Below are 15561 nucleotides of genomic sequence, written 5' to 3' on the forward strand. Positions count from 1 at the left end.
GCTTCTCCAGACTCAAGCAGTTCCGCAGGGTCGCTACGCGCTTCGAAAAAACCGCCGAAAACTACCTCGCAGTCGTCACTATCGCAGCAATCGTCCTATGGATCAGATAACTGTCCACACTTCCTAGAGCGCGTGTATCGTAAACTGCAGATAGGCTGCAAGGCTGATGGCGGAAAGCGCCACAATGGCGACTGGGTGGGAGAGGCACTTGCTGATGGCAGCAAGTGCCAGGCCGAGCAGGATGATCGCGCCTCCCAGCAGGAGCCCCTTGTCGGCGACAGACAGTGCAAGGGCGGACAGGCTGACGGCGGCTGCGACCATCGTGACCGGCATCTGCTTTTGCAGACCGTCGCCGCGGCTCGAAAATGTGAGCAGGAACCTGTTCCAGCTCAAGCCGAGGGAAATGCTCAAAAGCAGCGGTAGAAGAATAGGCAGCATGATGATCGTCTTCCAGTGGGTCGATCATGGAGACGCAATTCATGTGCCAATGAATGCAGACGGCGATCCGGCCGGCTAAACGTCATGCCGGCATGAACGATTGCCCGTTTGGGCGGCGATCTGCTGTTCTGTTCAGCACACTTGTAGGATCGACGGCAGAGAGATCATCGATAGTATGATCCGTTTTGCGTGATGATCACATCCATCGCAATGTCGTGACGAAGCGGATGGATGGTCTCGATCCGTTGCAATTCGAAGCCGACGCCGATGATCAGCGGCTTGCGATCGAGGGCGGCGAGGGTTCTGTCGAAAAATCCGCCTCCATAGCCAAGACGGAAGCAATGTGGATCGAAGCCGACCAGCGGTGCTATGACAATATCCGGAACGGCTTTCTTGCCTTCGGCCGGAACCGGAATGTTCCATACTCCGCGTTCAAGCCTCTCCCCCATTTTCCATGAGCGGAATATCAAGGGTTTCGCCTTGGCGACGACGACGGGCAACAGACACACCGCGCCACGAGCCGTTGCAGCCGCCATCCATCCTCTGAGATCCGGCTCTCCGAGGAACGGCCAAAACAGGCTGATATGTTTATCGGCGATATCGGCGACGACCTGATTGAGATGGCTCGCAATCGAGCGCGTATATTCCTCGCGTTCTGCGAATGGCAGGGCCTTTCGCTCGTCGATCAGCCTTTGCCGCTGCATCTTTCGCCACGCGAAGATGTCCAAGGCCTGGTTCTCGCTTGATGGGATGCCGCTATAGGCCGGGTCGACTTCGTGCAGCATGCAGGCGGGGGATGCGTATTCGCGGGGTTCTTCGTCCGATTGATGTCGATCTGATTTTGCCATCCGCTCTTTAACACTCCGTCCTACCGCTCGATATCGAAACATGCTTGAGCTGCGAGAATGATTTTTATATAGGGAATGATAGGGCAGCTTAATTCCTGAATCGAGATCTTTTCATTGGACCTTTCATCGATCGAGATATTCTTGGCCGTCGCCGGTGATCGCAGCGTGACCAAGGCTGCGAAAGCTGTCGGCCGCGTGCCATCGAACGTGACGACACGCATCCAGCAGCTGGAGGAAGACCTGGGCGTCCTGCTGTTCAGCCGCGACGGCAAGAAGATGACGCTGACGAAGGAGGGCGAGACGTTCCAGATCTATGCCAATCGACTTTCGGCACTTGCGCTTGAAGCACGCCAGGCGGTCAGGCCTGTGCCTCCATCGGGTACGTTGCGGGTTGGAACAATGGAAAGCACGGCGGCAAGCCGGTTGCCCGCGGCACTCAGCCAATTCAATCACATGTGGCCGGATGTATCGCTCCAACTGACCCTTGGCGCCTCGCGTGACCTTGCTCGAGATGTTCTGAGCGACGTTCTCGACTGCGCGCTGATCGCCAGGCCGCCAAAAGCGATGCTGGATGACGATGCGGGTTTTGAGGCTGAACTCAGACAACTCGAGGCCGAACCGGTCTTTGTCGAGGATCTATTGCTGCTGTTGCCATCCGGTCATCCCTCGATCCGATCGGCGGCCGACCTGCGGGTCGGATCGATAGCAGCCTTGGAGCCGGGATGCACCTATCGGCGGATTGCGGAGAGCTGGGCGCGTAAGTCGAGCCTTTTGCCAACGACAGAACTCGGCTCCTATCATGCCATCTTGGCAAGCGTGGCGACCGGCAATGCTGCCGGTGTCATGCCGAAATCGGTCCTTGATCTCATGCACTGGCCGATGACGTCGGCGACACACCAACTTGCCGCGGTCGACACGATCCTGATCTCCCGCAAAAGTGATCGCCCGAGCGCCTTCAATGCGTTTCATGAAGTCCTCGGCGCCACCAGGGGCAAGGGTCCGCGGCTGATGCCGAACTAACCACTTCCCGTCGCCCATCGACGAAACGCGCTTCCGAAAAACTGGTTTCCTCATGCAGCATCCACAATCCCACAAGGCGGGCTCCAGCCGGTTCCGTCTGTTTTCGCCGATCCTCGCCGGAGCGACCTTACGCGAGCGACTGATCGCCTGTCTTGGCGCCTTGATCGGCATTGGCCTGACAGGGGGCATCAGCGGCTACTTTTTCGGGCAAGGGCCGCATCTTCCGCTCATCGTCGCCCCGATGGGCGCATCGGCGGTGCTGCTTTTCGCGGTTCCGGCAAGCCCGCTTGCCCAGCCGTGGTCGATCATTGGCGGCAACACCATTTCGGCGATGATGGGTATCATTGCCGCCTATTTCATCCGCGATCCGATCATTGCGATCGGCGTCGGCGTCTCGCTTGCGATCGGGGCGATGTCGTTTACGCGATGCCTGCATCCGCCGGGCGGTGCGGCTGCCTTGACCGCCGTTCTCGGCGGACCGGTGGTCGCAGGCTGGGGCTTCCTGTTTCCTTTCGTGCCGGTCTGCTTGAACTCGTGCATCCTTGTTGGCCTCGGGCTGGTGTTTCACAAACTCTCCAGGCGCAACTATCCGCATGTCGTCGCAAAGCCGGCCGAGAATGTCCATCAGACACGCGATCAGCCGCCGCCCTTGCGGGTCGGCTTTCGCGAGGAGGATGTCGACGCCGCCTTGGGCGTGCTCGACGAGACCTTCGATATTGATCGGGCCGACCTCAGCCGTCTCCTGCGGCAGGTCGAATTGCAGGCGGCGGTGCGATCGCATGGGGACATAAGTTGCGCCGATATTATGTCGCGCGATGTCATCGCCATTGGCGAGGATGCCAAGCCGGATCATGCACGGCATCTTCTCCTGAAGCACAATATCCGCACCTTGCCGGTGAAGGACCGGGAAGGCCGTCTGATCGGCACGGTCGGCCTGCGCGAACTTTCGGAAAGTTCAAATACCATCATAGGCTCCGTATCGAAACCGGCTGTGGCCGATGCCGCCGATCCCGCCTTGTCGCTTCTGCCCGTTCTGACGGACGGACGCACGCATGCCGTCATCGTCGTCGATGCCAACTGGCGCGTCCTTGGCCTGATATCGCAGACGGATCTTTTGAGTGCCATGGCGCGGCTTCTGCCGACCAAGGATGCGCCGGCATCGGTGGTCGCCTGACTGGGCAAGATGGTTTCGGGCGAGAGGGCCATAATTTTCATTTTAAGAATGACAATGATAAATCATTCTCTATTCTGAAGGATAATTGCGGATCCGAAGGAAGAAAGGGCAGGGATATGTTCGTCGAGCGTGCGCAAAATGGCGACTTTGTCGTCGATTCCTTTGAGATTGCCGAACGCTTCGGGCTATCGCTCAGTGAGTTCCGCCGCTACATGCAGCGCGGCTCGGTCACCTCTTGTGTGGAGGTGGGCACGGCGGATCATGAAGGCACGAGGCGCCTGTCCTTGCGATTGGGCAATCGAGTATGGCGCGCTGTTCTGGATGATGAAAGCAAGGTTCAGCGCGAGGAGATGACAATTCTTCGCGTCAGTGCGCGGCCGTCTGCACCTTTGATACGATCCTAGCGGTTGTTGAGAGCTTCTAGACGTTTCACGGGATCAAGTTGCCACGGACGAACGCTGCCTGTGGCTTATTGCCTGGTGATGAAATCCCTGAGCACGATGGCATGATTGTGCTCGCTGTCCTTCGCGCCGTAAAGAAGCGTCGCAGTCGATTGCCCGATCTGCTCTCGAAGCTCGTCCACCACCTTGGCATTCGTTTTGAGCTCATCCCCGTAGCGACGACGAAACTCGTCCCATTTCTTCGGATCGTGACCGAACCAGCGCCGCAGGTCGGTGCTTGGCGCGACATCCTTTAGCCAGACGTCGATATGGGCGTCGTCCTTGCTGAGACCGCGAGGCCATAATCGGTCGACGAGGATACGTTTGCCGTCCTGCTTGTCTGCAGGCTCATAAATTCGCTTGATGCGCACGGACATATTGATTCTCCATCTTCAGCAGATGCCGTCACCGGACCGTCATAAGCATTTTACGCCTGCGCGCGGCGTAGCTCCGTCGGTGATTGTCCAAATAGCCTTCGGAAGAGCCTGGCAAAGTGCGATGCGCTGTCAAAGCCCACTTCAAGTGCAATTTCGATGAGCGGCGCCTGTGTCTGGAGAACCAGCTGCTTGGCGCGTTCCATGCGAATGCGCGTGTAGACGGCCCCTGGAGACGTCTTCATTTCCTCCATGAACAGGCGTTCGAGTTGTCGCCGAGACAGGCCGACGGACGCGGCAAGATCCTCTGTCGGCACGACGTCTTCGATATGGCTTTCCATGGTGATGAGCACGGCCTTCAGACGCGGGTCCCGGCATTCTATAGCAAGCGGCTTGCGCGGCTGGATATCCAGCCCGGATCGCGCCCGCTCGATTTGCAGCACTTCCAGAGCGTTTCGCTCTGCGTCCCTGCTGATATGCCGTCTGACGAGAAAGGCGGCCATATCGGCCGCGCTGCTTCCGCCGGCGCACGATCCGCGGCTGCGATCGAGATTGAACAGGCGGTCGGAACGAACCGGATTATCGGGAAACTGCTCCCGATAGGCCTGATAGTGCAGCCAGCTGACGCAGGTCTGGTGCGTTTTCATTAGGCCTACGCGCGCCAGAATGAAAGTGCCGGTGCAAACGCCGATCAACGGGATTTTTTGAGCCGCCGCCTTCTTCAGGTAGTCGGCGGTCTGGTTGTCGATCGTGATGTCGGTGTTCAAAAGTCCACCGACGACGACGATATAGTCAAATTCGCGGGGCTCGATAAAGTCCGATGTCGGCGCGACCTGAACACCACAGCTGGAGGTGATGAGATGCCGGGTACTGCCCAAGACCTGCCAGTCGGCCAGCACCCGGCCGGACTTGTCGGCCTCGTCGCTTGCCAGTCTCAGCGTGTCGATAAACAGCGCGAAGGCCGATAGGGTAAACGATCGCGCGAGAACAAATCCGACCTTCAATGGGACATGCTTCACTTCATGCTTGCCGGATTTCATCGATCGCCTCGCCTGACCAAGCCCCTTTACTTGATCTGAAAACCATACGCCAGGGGATCACGATCGTCGACGAAGATCGTGTTGTGACCGATGATGCGCGCCCATCCCCTAACACTCGGCTTGATGCCCCTGAACTGCCCGATGTCGGCCTCGGCCTCGATGCGTCCCTCGAATATGGTGCCGATCAGGCTCTCCTGGCGAAAGACCCCGCCAATCCCAAGGCGCCCTTTGCCGTAGAGCTGCGCCAGGCGCGCCGACGTTCCGGTGCCGCCGGGGGAACGGTCTATCGCCTTGTCGCCGTAGAACACCGCACCTCGGCCATCGGCATTCGCGCTCGTCGAGGCGTCGCACCACAGGACATGGTGGACCCCATGGATGCGTTCGTTCTCCGGATGAACGGGATTGCAGACAGGTCCGAGCGCATCCCGCAGTTTCCTGCTTGCCTCGACAATCGCATCGGCCGACATGCCCTCCAGGCCGGACCAATTCTGCTGCGGTTCGACGACGGCGTAATAATTGCCGCCATAAGAGACGTCGATCGTCAGGGCGCCGAGACCCGGCACCTCCACGTCGACATCCGCCGCATGCAGATAGCTCGCGACATTGAACATGCGCACGGCTTCGACGTATTCGCCCGGCTTGTCATACTCGACATCCACCCTGCCGGCCGGCGTCTCGATTGCAAGCCTGCCGGGAACATGCGGCCTGACGAGGCCTTCCTCGATCGCCGCCGTCACCAGGCCGATGGTACCCGCTCCGCACATGGGCAGACATCCGCTGACTTCGATGAAGATGACGGCAAAGTCGCAGTCGTCGCGATAGGCTGGATAGATGATGGCGCCGGACATGATGTCGTGCCCGCGCGGCTCGAACATCAAGGCTTGCCGGATCCAGTCATGTTCGCGGATGAAAATCTCGCGCCGCTCGACAATCGGACGATGTGGAAGCAAAGGGCCGCCGCCGGCGACGAGACGGACCGGATTGCCGCACGTGTGGGAGTCGATGCAAAAGAAGCTGTGACGCATTCGAAGACTTTCCGCTTAGGTGCTCTTGGCCGGTGAGCGCGCGTGGCTCTGCAGCGCAGCCTTCGAAAGCCTGTCGAGCAGGATGGCGATGGCAACGATGGCGAGCCCGGCGCGCAGGCCAAGGCCCATTTCCATTCGGGTCAGACCACGGGTGACTTCGGCACCCAAGCCGCCGGCCCCGACAAGCCCGGCAAGCACGACCATGGCCAGCGAAAGAAGAATGCACTGGTTGAGGCCGACAAGCAGGGTCGGCATTGCCGACGGGATCTCGATCTTGAAAAGGATCGAACGCGGCGGCGCGCCTGTGGCTTGGCCGAGTTCGAGAAGATCCCGCGGCACCTGATTGAATGCCAGCGTCGTCAGACGCAGCATCGGCGGCACGCCGTAGATGATGGTGGCGATGATTGCCGGCACACGGCCGAGGCTGAAGATCATGACCGCCGGGATCAGATAAACCCATGGCGGCACCGTTTGCATGATATCGAGCAGCGGCCTTATGGCGATCTCGAAGCCCTTGCGCCGCGAAGCAAGGATGCCAAGGGGAAAGGCAACCAGGACCGAAATGGCGACCGCCACTATGACCAGGGCGAGGGTCTGCATGGAGGCAGACCAAAGGCCCGCCAGAAGGCAGAAGGTGAGAGCGATGGCCGTCACCACGGCAGCCCTGATGTTGATGACGAAGGCGGCGAGAAGAACGGCTGCGACGATGAGCACATAGGCAGGCGGGTAAAGCAGGGCAGATTCCAAGCTGCCGAGCACGGCCTCGATCAGCCTGGTGACGGCTTCGAAGACCGGATGGAAGTTGGTGTTCAGCCAGTCGACCGCAGGGGCAAAATAGACGCCCGGCGAGAACCGAAAGAGGTCGAGGTTCATCTTGCACCTACCTTGGCGCGGTGGGCCGCGCTCTGCGTCAATCTGTCGAGCACCATGGTCAGGATGACGATCGCGATCGCGGCGTTGATCGATGTCGCCATGTCGAGCGTGCGCACCGCGCCGTAGATGGTCTGGCCGAGGCCGCCGGAGCCGACGATGCCGGCGATCACCACCATGCCGAAGGCCATCATCAGGCTCTGGTTAATGCCCGCCATGACGCTTGGAATGGCGAATGGCAGCCGGATTTTCGTAAACATCTGCCATGGTGTCAGACCGCTCGCCTGACCCAGTTCGATGAAGGCGGCCGGCGTCATGCGGATGCCCAGCGACGTCAAGCGGATGGCGGGGGGCATCGCGACGATGAATGTCGCAACCAGTGCGGTGGCAGGACCAAAGCCGAGAAGCGCAATGGCGGGAAGAAGGTAGATATAGGGCGGCAGCGTCTGGATGAGATCAAGGATCGGCTCGAGGAACCTGTCGAACCACTGCAAAAATCCGGCGACGATACCCATGGGAATTCCGATCAGCAGGGCGAAGAGCGTGGCGGTGGTCACAAGGGCGAGGGTGCTCATGGTTTCGTTCCAAAGACCCATGACCGCGCAGAAAAAGAGAGCCAAGCCGGCAAGAACACCGGATGCGACATTGATCAGCCGCCAGCCGAGCAGCGCCACGATGATCGCAATGACATAGAAGGGCGGGAGTTGAAGGAGCCAGAGAACACCATTGTAGGTTCCCTCCAGCATCGTCCTTATTGGGTCGAACAGCCAGTCGCCATTATCGCTGATCCAGCCTAGCGCGTCGTCGGTCCAGGCATCGAATGTATCCGCAATGACCGAGATGTCCATTTGCGTGCATCCTCTCAGGCTGTGATATCTGGTTGCGCTGGGGATCCGGCGACGCCGCGAAGCAGCCCCCGGGTCGTGACTACGCCGACGATGGAACCATTATCGACCACGGCCAAGGCATCACGCTCCGATTTCATCGTGAGATCGATGAGCTCGCCGATATCGGCTTCCGGCGTGGTTTTGAGCAGCGCGTTCACGTCGTGCTGTGGCTGCAGGCTCTTATATTCCGCGATCGACTGCATGACCGAATGGGCCTTGACGAGATGAATCCTGGATATGCCCGCCACGAAGTCGGCGACATAATCGTCGGCGGGCTTGGTCACGATCTCTTCTGCGGTTCCGACCTGGACGATGACGCCATCCTTCATGATGGCGATCCGGTCACCGATGCGGATGGCTTCTTCGAGGTCATGCGTGATGAAGACAGCGGATTTGCCGAGCGATTTCGTCAACTGCCGGAATTCATCCTGCAACTGGCGGCGAATGAGGGGATCGAGCGCGCTGAACGGCTCGTCCATCAAAATGATCTCGGGATCGGCGGCCAAAGCGCGGGCGAGACCGACGCGCTGCTGCATGCCGCCCGACAATTCGGCGGGATATCGCGCCGTCCAATCGGAAAGTCCGACCTTGTCGAGCGCCGCCCGTGCCGTCTCGTTGCGTTCGTCCTTTCGCACGCCGCGGACTTCCAGGCCGAATGCTGCATTCTCGAGAACCGTGCGATTGGGAAGCAGCGCCACGCTCTGGAAGACCATGCCGATGTTGCGCGCGCGCATGTCGCGCAGTTCAGCGGCGTTAAGCCTGGCAATCTCCTTGCCTTTGATCGTGATGCTGCCAAGGCTCGGTTCGATAAGGCGATTGAGGAGACGGACCAGGGTGGACTTGCCGCTTCCCGAAAGCCCCATGATACAGAAGATCTCGCCGCGACGGACCTGCAGGTGGGCATCGGCGACACCGACGACACAATTGAATTCCTGAAGCACCTGTTTCTTGGAGAGGCCGTGCTCGGAGACGGCCTTCACGGCCGCGGTCGCGCGCGCGCCGAATATCTTCCAAACATTCTGGCAATCGACCAGGACTTCACTGGCGCTATCCATGACAGTGTTCATTGTATTCCCCGCGTGGCCGGTCCATTGCCGGCCTTTTCGTCTTCGTTGAGGGATGCGGGCCGCCCTGATGGCGACCCGCCGTCGGCATCATTCGCCCTTGATATTCTCCCACCGCTTCAGGAGATCGGCGTGGCTCGTGGTCCAGTCCTTGATGGCATCGTCCATCGTCTTGCCATCGTTCACGGCGCTGTTGATCGCGGTGATATCGGCAAGCGGCACATAGACGCTGGCGAGGACTTCACGAGCATGCGGATAATCGGCGGAGAAGCCTTTCTTGCCGATCCAGTAATAGCTCTGCGGCGGCGGGAAGATGCCCTTGGGGTCCTTCAGGAATTTCACGTCGTACTTCTGCATCATCCAGGACGGTTCCCAGATGGTGACGGCGACCCATTCCTTGCGGTCGACGGCCGACTTCAGAGCCGCAGTCATGGCCGCGGTGCTGCCTTCGACGAGCTGCAGTTTCAGGTCGTAGCCTTTGACTGCATTGGCAGTATCGCGCATTAGGCCCGAACCCGGTTCGATGCCGACGATCTTGCCGCCAAACTTGTCGGCATTTGCGTTCAACTGGTCCATGGAGTCGATCGGCACGTATTTCGGTACGGCGACGCCCTGGAACAGACCGTGCGAGACGGGCGAGATCTTCTCGAGGCGCTTCTTGTTCTTGTCCCAATAGTCCTGCGCGACATAGTCGGTCTGGGATGCGAGGATCTGGATATCGCCCTTGCTGAGCGCGGCATAGGCAATGCCCCATTCGGAGAACGGCACGACCTTGACCGTGTAGCCGGCATCCTCAAGCACTTTTTTGGTAATCCCGGTGATCGGCGTCAGGTCCTCCCAGGACATCGTTCCGACGGTGATGCTCTTCTCTTCCGCATGCGCGGAAAATACGGTCATTCCGACCATCGCGGCTGCGCAGAGCGCCTTCCACAAAGTCTTCATTTTTTTAACTCCTAGTTTTCGTTCCCGTTTTTGTTGAAGACCTGCGCTTGGCTCAGTCTCCATATTGCGCGGCGACGGATCATCCTTCGCGGCCTGCGCGCAATTCCTGCAAGCGGATCACTGAATTGATGCCGAGCCAGGCAAAGGGCTCGGGTGGCAGCCTAGATGGCGCCGCGTGATCCATGTATTGTTCGAGATGCCGGGACGTTGTTCCCGTCGCCAGTTCAGCCGCCATCATGCCGGCAAGCGTGCTTTTGACCGTGCCGAGCCCGTTTTCGCAGCACGCCGAATAAAGTCCTTCTTCGATCTCGCCGAACGCCGGCACATGATTGCGGCTCAGGCAAAGACGCCCGGCCCAGCTGTATTCAAAGGGTACGTCCTTGAGCCCGGGGAAACGTGCATCGAGGGAGTTTCTATGCTCCCTGGCCATCTTGGCCATGCGGTGATCCGACACCGTGATCGTCGTCTCGTAGGTATATTTCGTGCGAATGACGATGCGTGACTGTCCGCCCGAAGTGATCTTTCGCACCGTTGCGCCCATGGCATCGGCGGGAAGCAATGCCCATCTGTCGCGGCCCGAGGTTTCCCCGCCAACGTCCGCCGCCGGGAACGGAGCCGTCATCGAGGCGTAGGCAAAGATATGCATCAGGCGGCCGCCGAAATGGCCGAAATCGCTGATGTGGCCATTGACGCCGAGAATAACGCGGGTGGCGGTGACCATGCCGCGGCTCGAAACGGCCGTCCATGTCCCGTATTCGCGCGTCAACGAGGTCACCGGCGAACGTTCGAAGATATCGATTTTGCGCGACAGTCCTGCCGCCAATTCGCGCACATAGTCGGCCGGCTGGATCAGGACTGCGCCCGGCGTGAAGAGACCGCCAAGGTAATAATCGGAGCCGGTGATCTCGCGCATTTGCGTGGCGTCGAGAAACGCATGCTTTTCGTCCGCGCTCCTCAAGGACTGGCCAAAGCTGACGTTCAGCTTCATTCCGCGCGCAGTTGCCGCAGCATTGATCTTGCCCGCCGGGTCGAAAGTCTGAGACGACATGGCGTATTCGTCCGCGGCTCCTTTGGCAAAGGCGATCGCAGCCCGATTCTGGGCCATTTCCAGGCGGGTGGCATCCAAGCCGCCGCTCGAATATTCGCTCGTCGACAGGTTATGCGGAACATCGATCATAAAGCCGGAATTGCGGCCCGACGTCCCTTTGCCCACGTCGCTCGCGTCGACCACCACGATCTTGTCGTCGGGGCGAAGCTGCAGCAGGCGACGAGCGGCCGAGAGCCCGGCAAATCCCGCACCAATGATCAGCCAGTCCGCGCTCACGTTGCCTTCCAGGCTTCGGACCGGGAACGAACGTCTGCTGATCGCCTCCCAGCCCGAGACGCCGTTTTCTGCTGGCAGACGTTTGACGGACGTCGTGGTCATCGGATCGTCTCGTCCACCGAGCGATCGGAGATATCGATCCAGATGGTCTTCAGTTCGCAATAGTTGTCGTGTGCGAAGATCGACTTGTCGCGTCCGCCGAAGCCCGACTCCTTGTAGCCGCCGAAGGGTGTGGTCGCGTCGCCTTCGCCGAAGCAGTTGACCGTGACGAGACCGGCCCGGATATCGCGCGACAGCCGGATCGCATTCTTCAGGCTGCCGGTATAGACCGACGCCGTCAGGCCATAATTGGTATCGTTGGCAAGAGCGACGGCCTCGGCAAGCGTGTTGAACGTCGTCACCGACAGGATCGGCCCGAAGATTTCTTCCCTAAACAGCCGGCTGGAGGATGTGACACCGTCGACAACCGTCGGCTCGACGAAGATGCCGCCATGCGTTTCGCCGCCATGGGCGATCGTCAGCTTCTCGCTTTTGACATCGTCGAGGAAGGACGTGACCTTCTCATAGTGGTTCTTGCTGACCAGCGCACCGACGCGGTTTTCCGGATCGAGCGGATCACCGGTCTTCCACTCGCGCATATAGGCACCGATGCGCTTTAGCAGCTCGTCCTTGACCTTGGCATGAACGATCAGGCGCGAGGAGGCCGAGCAGTTTTCACCCATGTTCCAGAAGGCGCCATTGACCACCTGCTCGGCGACGAGGTCCAGATCTTCGGCATCGTCAAGCACCACGGCCGGGTTCTTGCCACCGCATTCGAGCACGACCTTCTTCAGGTTAGAATCGGCGGAATAGTGCAGGAAGCGACGGCCGGTCGGCGTCGAGCCGGTGAAGGCCACCATGTCGACATCCATATGCAGGCCGATCGGTTCTCCGACGTCCTTGCCGCCGCCGGTGACGACATTGAAGACGCCGGCGGGGACGCCGGCTTCATGGGCAAGCTCCGCCACGCGCAGCGTGGTCAGCGTCGTCTCCTGGGCTGGCTTGACGATGACGGAGCATCCGGACGCAAGCGCCGGGCCGATTTTCCAGGCGAGCATCAGCAGCGGGAAGTTCCACGGCAGCACGCAGCCGACGACGCCGATCGGCTCGCGCACCACCATCGCCAGCGCATTCGGGCCGACCGGATTGGTGTTGTCATAAAGCTTGTCGATCGCCTCGGCATGCCAGCGAAGGGTGTGGATGGTGTCGGGCACGTCGACGGTCTGGCACTCGCGAACTGGCTTGCCGCTGTCGAGGCTTTCCATCACCGCCAGCTCATGACGGTTTTCTTCGAGCAGTTTGGCGAACTTGATGAGCGTCGCCTTGCGCTCGCCGGGCGATAGCTGGCACCAGCGGCCATCGTCGAAGGCCTCCCTTGCCTTGAGCACGGCGTAGTCGACATCGCCGGCATCACAGGCGGCGATCTCGGCCAGAAGTTCGCCGGTAGCCGGGTTCGTGGTCTTGAACGTCTTGCCGGAATTGGCCGGACGGAAGGTGCCGTCGATGAAGGCATTCGTCGGGAACTGAAGGCCGGCGGCGATCGCCTTGTATTCTGCTGCGGTCAAGGGTTCATGCATGATTGGCTCCCGAGGTGATCTGGGCGACCGTGCGCTTCAAGGTGGCGACAACAGTTTGGAGGGTTCGTTTTTCTTCAAAGCTCAATCCGCGCAGCGGTGCGCGCACCGAACCGGCCCTGAGGCCGATGATTTCGCAGCCATGCTTGATCGACTGGACGAACTTGCCGCATTCGAGGAAATCCATCAGCGGCAGCATGGCTGTCATGATTGCCCGGCCCTTGTCGAAATTCTTCTCGAGCACGCAGGCTTCATAAAGAGCGACATGTTCACGCGGCAGAAAGTTGGAGCCGGCGCAGACCCAGCTCTTTGCTCCCCAGGCGAAGAATTCGAGCGCCTGATCGTCCCAGCCGCAAGACAGCGAAATGTGCGGAAACTTCCGTGCGAGCCGATGCAGGTTGCCCATGTCGCCGGAGCTTTCCTTGATCGCCCTGACGTTTCTGGACTTGCCGACGCGGGAAAAATAGTCCTCGCCCATCATGACGCCCATGCGGGCGGGGTAGTTGTAGAGCATGATCGGCAGGTTTGCGGCGCGGTCGACGCTCAGCGCATGAATTGCGTTTTCCTTCTCCGTCGGCAGGGCATAGGGTGGCGACGACACCAGGATCGCATCCGCGCCGATCTCGTTTGCCGCCTTTGCGTATTCGACGGAGTCTTCCGTGCGGGTTGCGCCGGTTCCGACGATGAGCGGCAGCCGAGTGCCGACGACCTGCTTGGCATAGGCGGCAAGCTCGAAGCGCTCCTGGGTGGTCTGGGCGTAATACTCGCCTGTCGAGCCACCGATGATGATGCCGTGGACCTTGGCCTCGATGAGGCTCTCCAGGACTGCGGTAAACGCGGCCTTGTCCATCTGGCCGTCCGGCCCATACGGCGTGATCGCCGGGGTGTAGATGCCTTCGAAATTCAAGACGATTTCTCCATCGATGCGACGGGCACTTCGACGAGTGCGTCCGCTTTCATTCCCTGTGGAGCGATGAACATTTCCATGTTCTCGCGCGACAATTCCCAATGCTCGAACACCAGGTCCACGACGGTGTCCTCATCGTGCTGCGCGATTGCCTCGATGAAGCCGTCATGGTGCTCCACGGCAAGCTGAAGCCGTTCGCGCATGTCGTCGTTCTTCGGTCGGAAGAAGGTATGGCCGATCCGCGCGTGGTCGATCAGCAGGCGACCCAGGCTCGGCTGCAGGTAGGCGTTGAACGACATTTCGCCGATGATTTCGTGGAAGCGATTGTTCTCCAGCACCATCGCGAGAGCGTCGCCCGAGCCGCTAGCCGAGCGAAACCGGTCCTGCGTTTCCTTCAGATCCACGAGCTGTTTCGGCTTGAAGTTTTGGACCGCCAGTCGCCCGATCGCGGCATAAATCATCGGCGCCACCAGGAAGAAGTGCCTGAGCGTCTGATGGTTCATCGGGCTGACGCGCGCGCCGCGGTTTGCCCGGATGTCGATATAGCCTTCGCCTTCAAGACGGCGGAAGATTTCCCGGACGGGCGTACGCGAGAGCCCGTATTGTTCGCTGAGCGTGGCTTCGTCCAAATCCTGATCGGGATCGAGCTCCATCGTCAGAATCTGACGCTTTAGATCGTCGTAAAGACTGTTCTTCCCACCCTTCATCGCGACCTTCCTCCTTGAAATTCCGCAGGGGATTGAACCCATCGAGCCCTGCCGATGAGAAAAGCTCGCATAGCCCGCTCAAGGAGTCAATAAAATTGTATACTCTAAGTACACAATGGATGTTTGCATAAAATACAATACGGAGCGCGGTAGGGATCGCCGCAAGTTTCACTCATGGAATTTCTGATCCGCTCTGCCTTCGCGTCTGACGAAATTCCGGTCGAACAACAGCTGTGCACTTCTGAAATTGCTCTGACTTGCAGAATGTAGTAAAGGGCAGCTCAAGGGTACGAGACGGCTCAAGTGCCACCTTGCGCCGTTAATCGGCGACACGCTGCTTACGCCAAGGATGCCGGAATTACAGTCTTGATGGGCGGCGCGATACCCCCCGAGCAGGTGCCGCGGCGAACGCTTTCATGCCTCTCGCATTACTGTCGTTTGCGGAGCGCAAACGAAAACGAGATCGCTACGCGTCGCTTGGTAATCGAGTGCCATGATGCGCCAAGGGCCGAGGGATTCACTTGGTGTCAGATTGATGCGAATCCGCCGACGATGCGGACCGCTGCCGTCGCCAACGATGGACGGTGCCACGGCTGCGAGCATGATTGAACTCGTCCTCTGAATCGCATTCCAAACGCCAACACGGGTTTCTTCATTTGAGCGAGAGCCCCTGGTTCTTCGTCTGGCGAAGCGTCTCCGCCTGTTTCAACGTTTCCGTCATTCGTTCATGGGCGGCGAGCTGCTGGCCTGTCCGCATCACTGGCCAGGCTTGCTTTAGCTCTTCGCGCTGCTTTGACTGGAGACCGTCGGCGAGCTTCTCGAAGAGCGGACCGGCCGGCTCGCGGGCTTTGTTGGTGAGCAGCGTGCGGTCGCCGAACCGCTCGGCCA

General features: G+C 59.8%; 17 protein-coding genes and 1 pseudogene. 4 read left to right on the forward strand and 14 right to left on the reverse strand.

The genetic code is table 11. The features are described from left to right. A pseudogene (locus HGP16_RS33420) lies at positions 1–110 on the forward strand (IS5/IS1182 family transposase); the annotation flags it as partial. A 13-nt stretch (positions 111–123) separates the two neighbouring features. Here the strand turns inward: HGP16_RS33420 and HGP16_RS33425 are convergent. Beyond that, positions 124–438: a hypothetical protein gene (locus HGP16_RS33425; protein WP_168844222.1), complete on the reverse strand. Its 315-nt coding sequence runs from the start codon at positions 436–438 to the stop codon at positions 124–126. A 164-nt stretch (positions 439–602) separates the two neighbouring features. After that, positions 603–1286: a 5-formyltetrahydrofolate cyclo-ligase gene (locus tag HGP16_RS33430; RefSeq protein ID WP_168844223.1), complete on the reverse strand. Its 684-nt coding sequence runs from the start codon at positions 1284–1286 to the stop codon at positions 603–605. Between the two features lie 114 nt (positions 1287–1400). On the opposite strand from HGP16_RS33430, the gene HGP16_RS33435 reads away from it, so the two are divergent. The 3 genes from HGP16_RS33435 (at position 1401) to HGP16_RS33445 (ending at position 3884) form a co-directional block, all read left to right on the forward strand. Then, positions 1401–2306 (forward strand): LysR family transcriptional regulator, encoded by a 906-nt coding sequence (locus tag HGP16_RS33435; RefSeq protein ID WP_168844224.1) that lies wholly within the window; start codon positions 1401–1403, stop codon positions 2304–2306. 52 nt (positions 2307–2358) lie between these two features. Continuing rightward, entirely contained in the window at positions 2359–3480 is a 1122-nt protein-coding gene (locus tag HGP16_RS33440; RefSeq protein WP_168844225.1) for an HPP family protein, read from the forward strand. Positions 3481–3596: 116 nt separating this feature from the next. After that, on the forward strand, positions 3597–3884 hold the full coding sequence (locus tag HGP16_RS33445; RefSeq protein WP_168844226.1) for a DUF6522 family protein: 288 nt from the start codon (positions 3597–3599) through the stop codon (positions 3882–3884). Positions 3885–3949: 65 nt separating this feature from the next. Here HGP16_RS33445 and HGP16_RS33450 read toward each other — a convergent pair whose 3' ends face one another. The 12 genes from HGP16_RS33450 to HGP16_RS33505 form a co-directional block, all read right to left on the reverse strand. Continuing rightward, positions 3950–4297: a DUF488 domain-containing protein gene (locus HGP16_RS33450; protein WP_168844227.1), complete on the reverse strand. Its 348-nt coding sequence runs from the start codon at positions 4295–4297 to the stop codon at positions 3950–3952. Positions 4298–4347: 50 nt separating this feature from the next. After that, entirely contained in the window at positions 4348–5334 is a 987-nt protein-coding gene (locus HGP16_RS33455) for a GlxA family transcriptional regulator (RefSeq protein WP_168844228.1), read from the reverse strand. A 26-nt stretch (positions 5335–5360) separates the two neighbouring features. Then, positions 5361–6359 carry a 4-hydroxyproline epimerase gene (locus HGP16_RS33460; protein WP_168844229.1) on the reverse strand — a complete coding sequence of 333 codons (999 nt, stop codon included), beginning with the start codon at positions 6357–6359 and terminating at the stop codon, positions 5361–5363. Positions 6360–6374: 15 nt separating this feature from the next. Next, entirely contained in the window at positions 6375–7232 is an 858-nt protein-coding gene (locus HGP16_RS33465) for a proline/glycine betaine ABC transporter permease (protein WP_168844230.1), read from the reverse strand. Then, on the reverse strand, positions 7229–8077 hold the full coding sequence (locus HGP16_RS33470; RefSeq protein WP_168844231.1) for an ABC transporter permease: 849 nt from the start codon (positions 8075–8077) through the stop codon (positions 7229–7231). Before HGP16_RS33470 ends, HGP16_RS33465 begins: the two co-directional genes overlap by 4 nt. Before the next feature lie 14 nt (positions 8078–8091). Beyond that, a complete protein-coding gene (locus HGP16_RS33475) occupies positions 8092–9183 on the reverse strand; it encodes a glycine betaine/L-proline ABC transporter ATP-binding protein (RefSeq protein WP_168844232.1) in 1092 nt (363 codons plus the stop codon). A gap of 87 nt (positions 9184–9270) precedes the next feature. Further along, on the reverse strand, positions 9271–10122 hold the full coding sequence (locus HGP16_RS33480; RefSeq protein WP_168844233.1) for a glycine betaine ABC transporter substrate-binding protein: 852 nt from the start codon (positions 10120–10122) through the stop codon (positions 9271–9273). 79 nt (positions 10123–10201) lie between these two features. Further along, on the reverse strand, positions 10202–11548 hold the full coding sequence (locus HGP16_RS33485; protein WP_168844234.1) for an NAD(P)/FAD-dependent oxidoreductase: 1347 nt from the start codon (positions 11546–11548) through the stop codon (positions 10202–10204). Further along, positions 11545–13062 carry an aldehyde dehydrogenase gene (locus tag HGP16_RS33490; RefSeq protein WP_168844235.1) on the reverse strand — a complete coding sequence of 506 codons (1518 nt, stop codon included), beginning with the start codon at positions 13060–13062 and terminating at the stop codon, positions 11545–11547. The genes HGP16_RS33485 and HGP16_RS33490 overlap by 4 nt, the downstream gene beginning before the upstream one ends. Continuing rightward, on the reverse strand, positions 13055–13966 hold the full coding sequence (locus HGP16_RS33495) for a dihydrodipicolinate synthase family protein (protein ID WP_168844236.1): 912 nt from the start codon (positions 13964–13966) through the stop codon (positions 13055–13057). Before HGP16_RS33495 ends, HGP16_RS33490 begins: the two co-directional genes overlap by 8 nt. Continuing rightward, positions 13963–14673 (reverse strand): GntR family transcriptional regulator, encoded by a 711-nt coding sequence (locus tag HGP16_RS33500; protein ID WP_168844237.1) that lies wholly within the window; start codon positions 14671–14673, stop codon positions 13963–13965. The genes HGP16_RS33495 and HGP16_RS33500 overlap by 4 nt, the downstream gene beginning before the upstream one ends. A gap of 652 nt (positions 14674–15325) precedes the next feature. Continuing rightward, positions 15326–15561, reverse strand: a 236-nt coding sequence (locus tag HGP16_RS33505) for a hypothetical protein (protein ID WP_168844238.1), incomplete at its 5' end; no start/stop codon positions are given.

The sequence above is a fragment of the Rhizobium sp. P40RR-XXII genome, from assembly GCF_012641405.1.
Taxonomy (GTDB): domain Bacteria; phylum Pseudomonadota; class Alphaproteobacteria; order Rhizobiales; family Rhizobiaceae; genus Rhizobium.

Bases quoted from the DNA above. Each gene is read 5' to 3' on its own strand.
- HGP16_RS33425 (WP_168844222.1), bottom strand. From the start codon at position 438: ATGCTGCCTATTCTTCTACCGCTGCTTTTGAGCATTTCCCTCGGCTTG.
- HGP16_RS33430 (WP_168844223.1), bottom strand. From the start codon at position 1,286: ATGGCAAAATCAGATCGACATCAATCGGACGAAGAACCCCGCGAATAC.
- HGP16_RS33440 (WP_168844225.1), top strand. From the start codon at position 2,359: ATGCAGCATCCACAATCCCACAAGGCGGGCTCCAGCCGGTTCCGTCTG.
- HGP16_RS33445 (WP_168844226.1), top strand. From the start codon at position 3,597: ATGTTCGTCGAGCGTGCGCAAAATGGCGACTTTGTCGTCGATTCCTTT.
- HGP16_RS33450 (WP_168844227.1), bottom strand. From the start codon at position 4,297: ATGTCCGTGCGCATCAAGCGAATTTATGAGCCTGCAGACAAGCAGGAC.
- HGP16_RS33455 (WP_168844228.1), bottom strand. From the start codon at position 5,334: ATGAAATCCGGCAAGCATGAAGTGAAGCATGTCCCATTGAAGGTCGGA.
- HGP16_RS33460 (WP_168844229.1), bottom strand. From the start codon at position 6,359: ATGCGTCACAGCTTCTTTTGCATCGACTCCCACACGTGCGGCAATCCG.
- HGP16_RS33465 (WP_168844230.1), bottom strand. From the start codon at position 7,232: ATGAACCTCGACCTCTTTCGGTTCTCGCCGGGCGTCTATTTTGCCCCT.
- HGP16_RS33470 (WP_168844231.1), bottom strand. From the start codon at position 8,077: ATGGACATCTCGGTCATTGCGGATACATTCGATGCCTGGACCGACGAC.
- HGP16_RS33475 (WP_168844232.1), bottom strand. From the start codon at position 9,183: ATGAACACTGTCATGGATAGCGCCAGTGAAGTCCTGGTCGATTGCCAG.
- HGP16_RS33480 (WP_168844233.1), bottom strand. From the start codon at position 10,122: ATGAAGACTTTGTGGAAGGCGCTCTGCGCAGCCGCGATGGTCGGAATG.
- HGP16_RS33485 (WP_168844234.1), bottom strand. From the start codon at position 11,548: ATGACCACGACGTCCGTCAAACGTCTGCCAGCAGAAAACGGCGTCTCG.
- HGP16_RS33490 (WP_168844235.1), bottom strand. From the start codon at position 13,062: ATGCATGAACCCTTGACCGCAGCAGAATACAAGGCGATCGCCGCCGGC.
- HGP16_RS33500 (WP_168844237.1), bottom strand. From the start codon at position 14,673: ATGAAGGGTGGGAAGAACAGTCTTTACGACGATCTAAAGCGTCAGATT.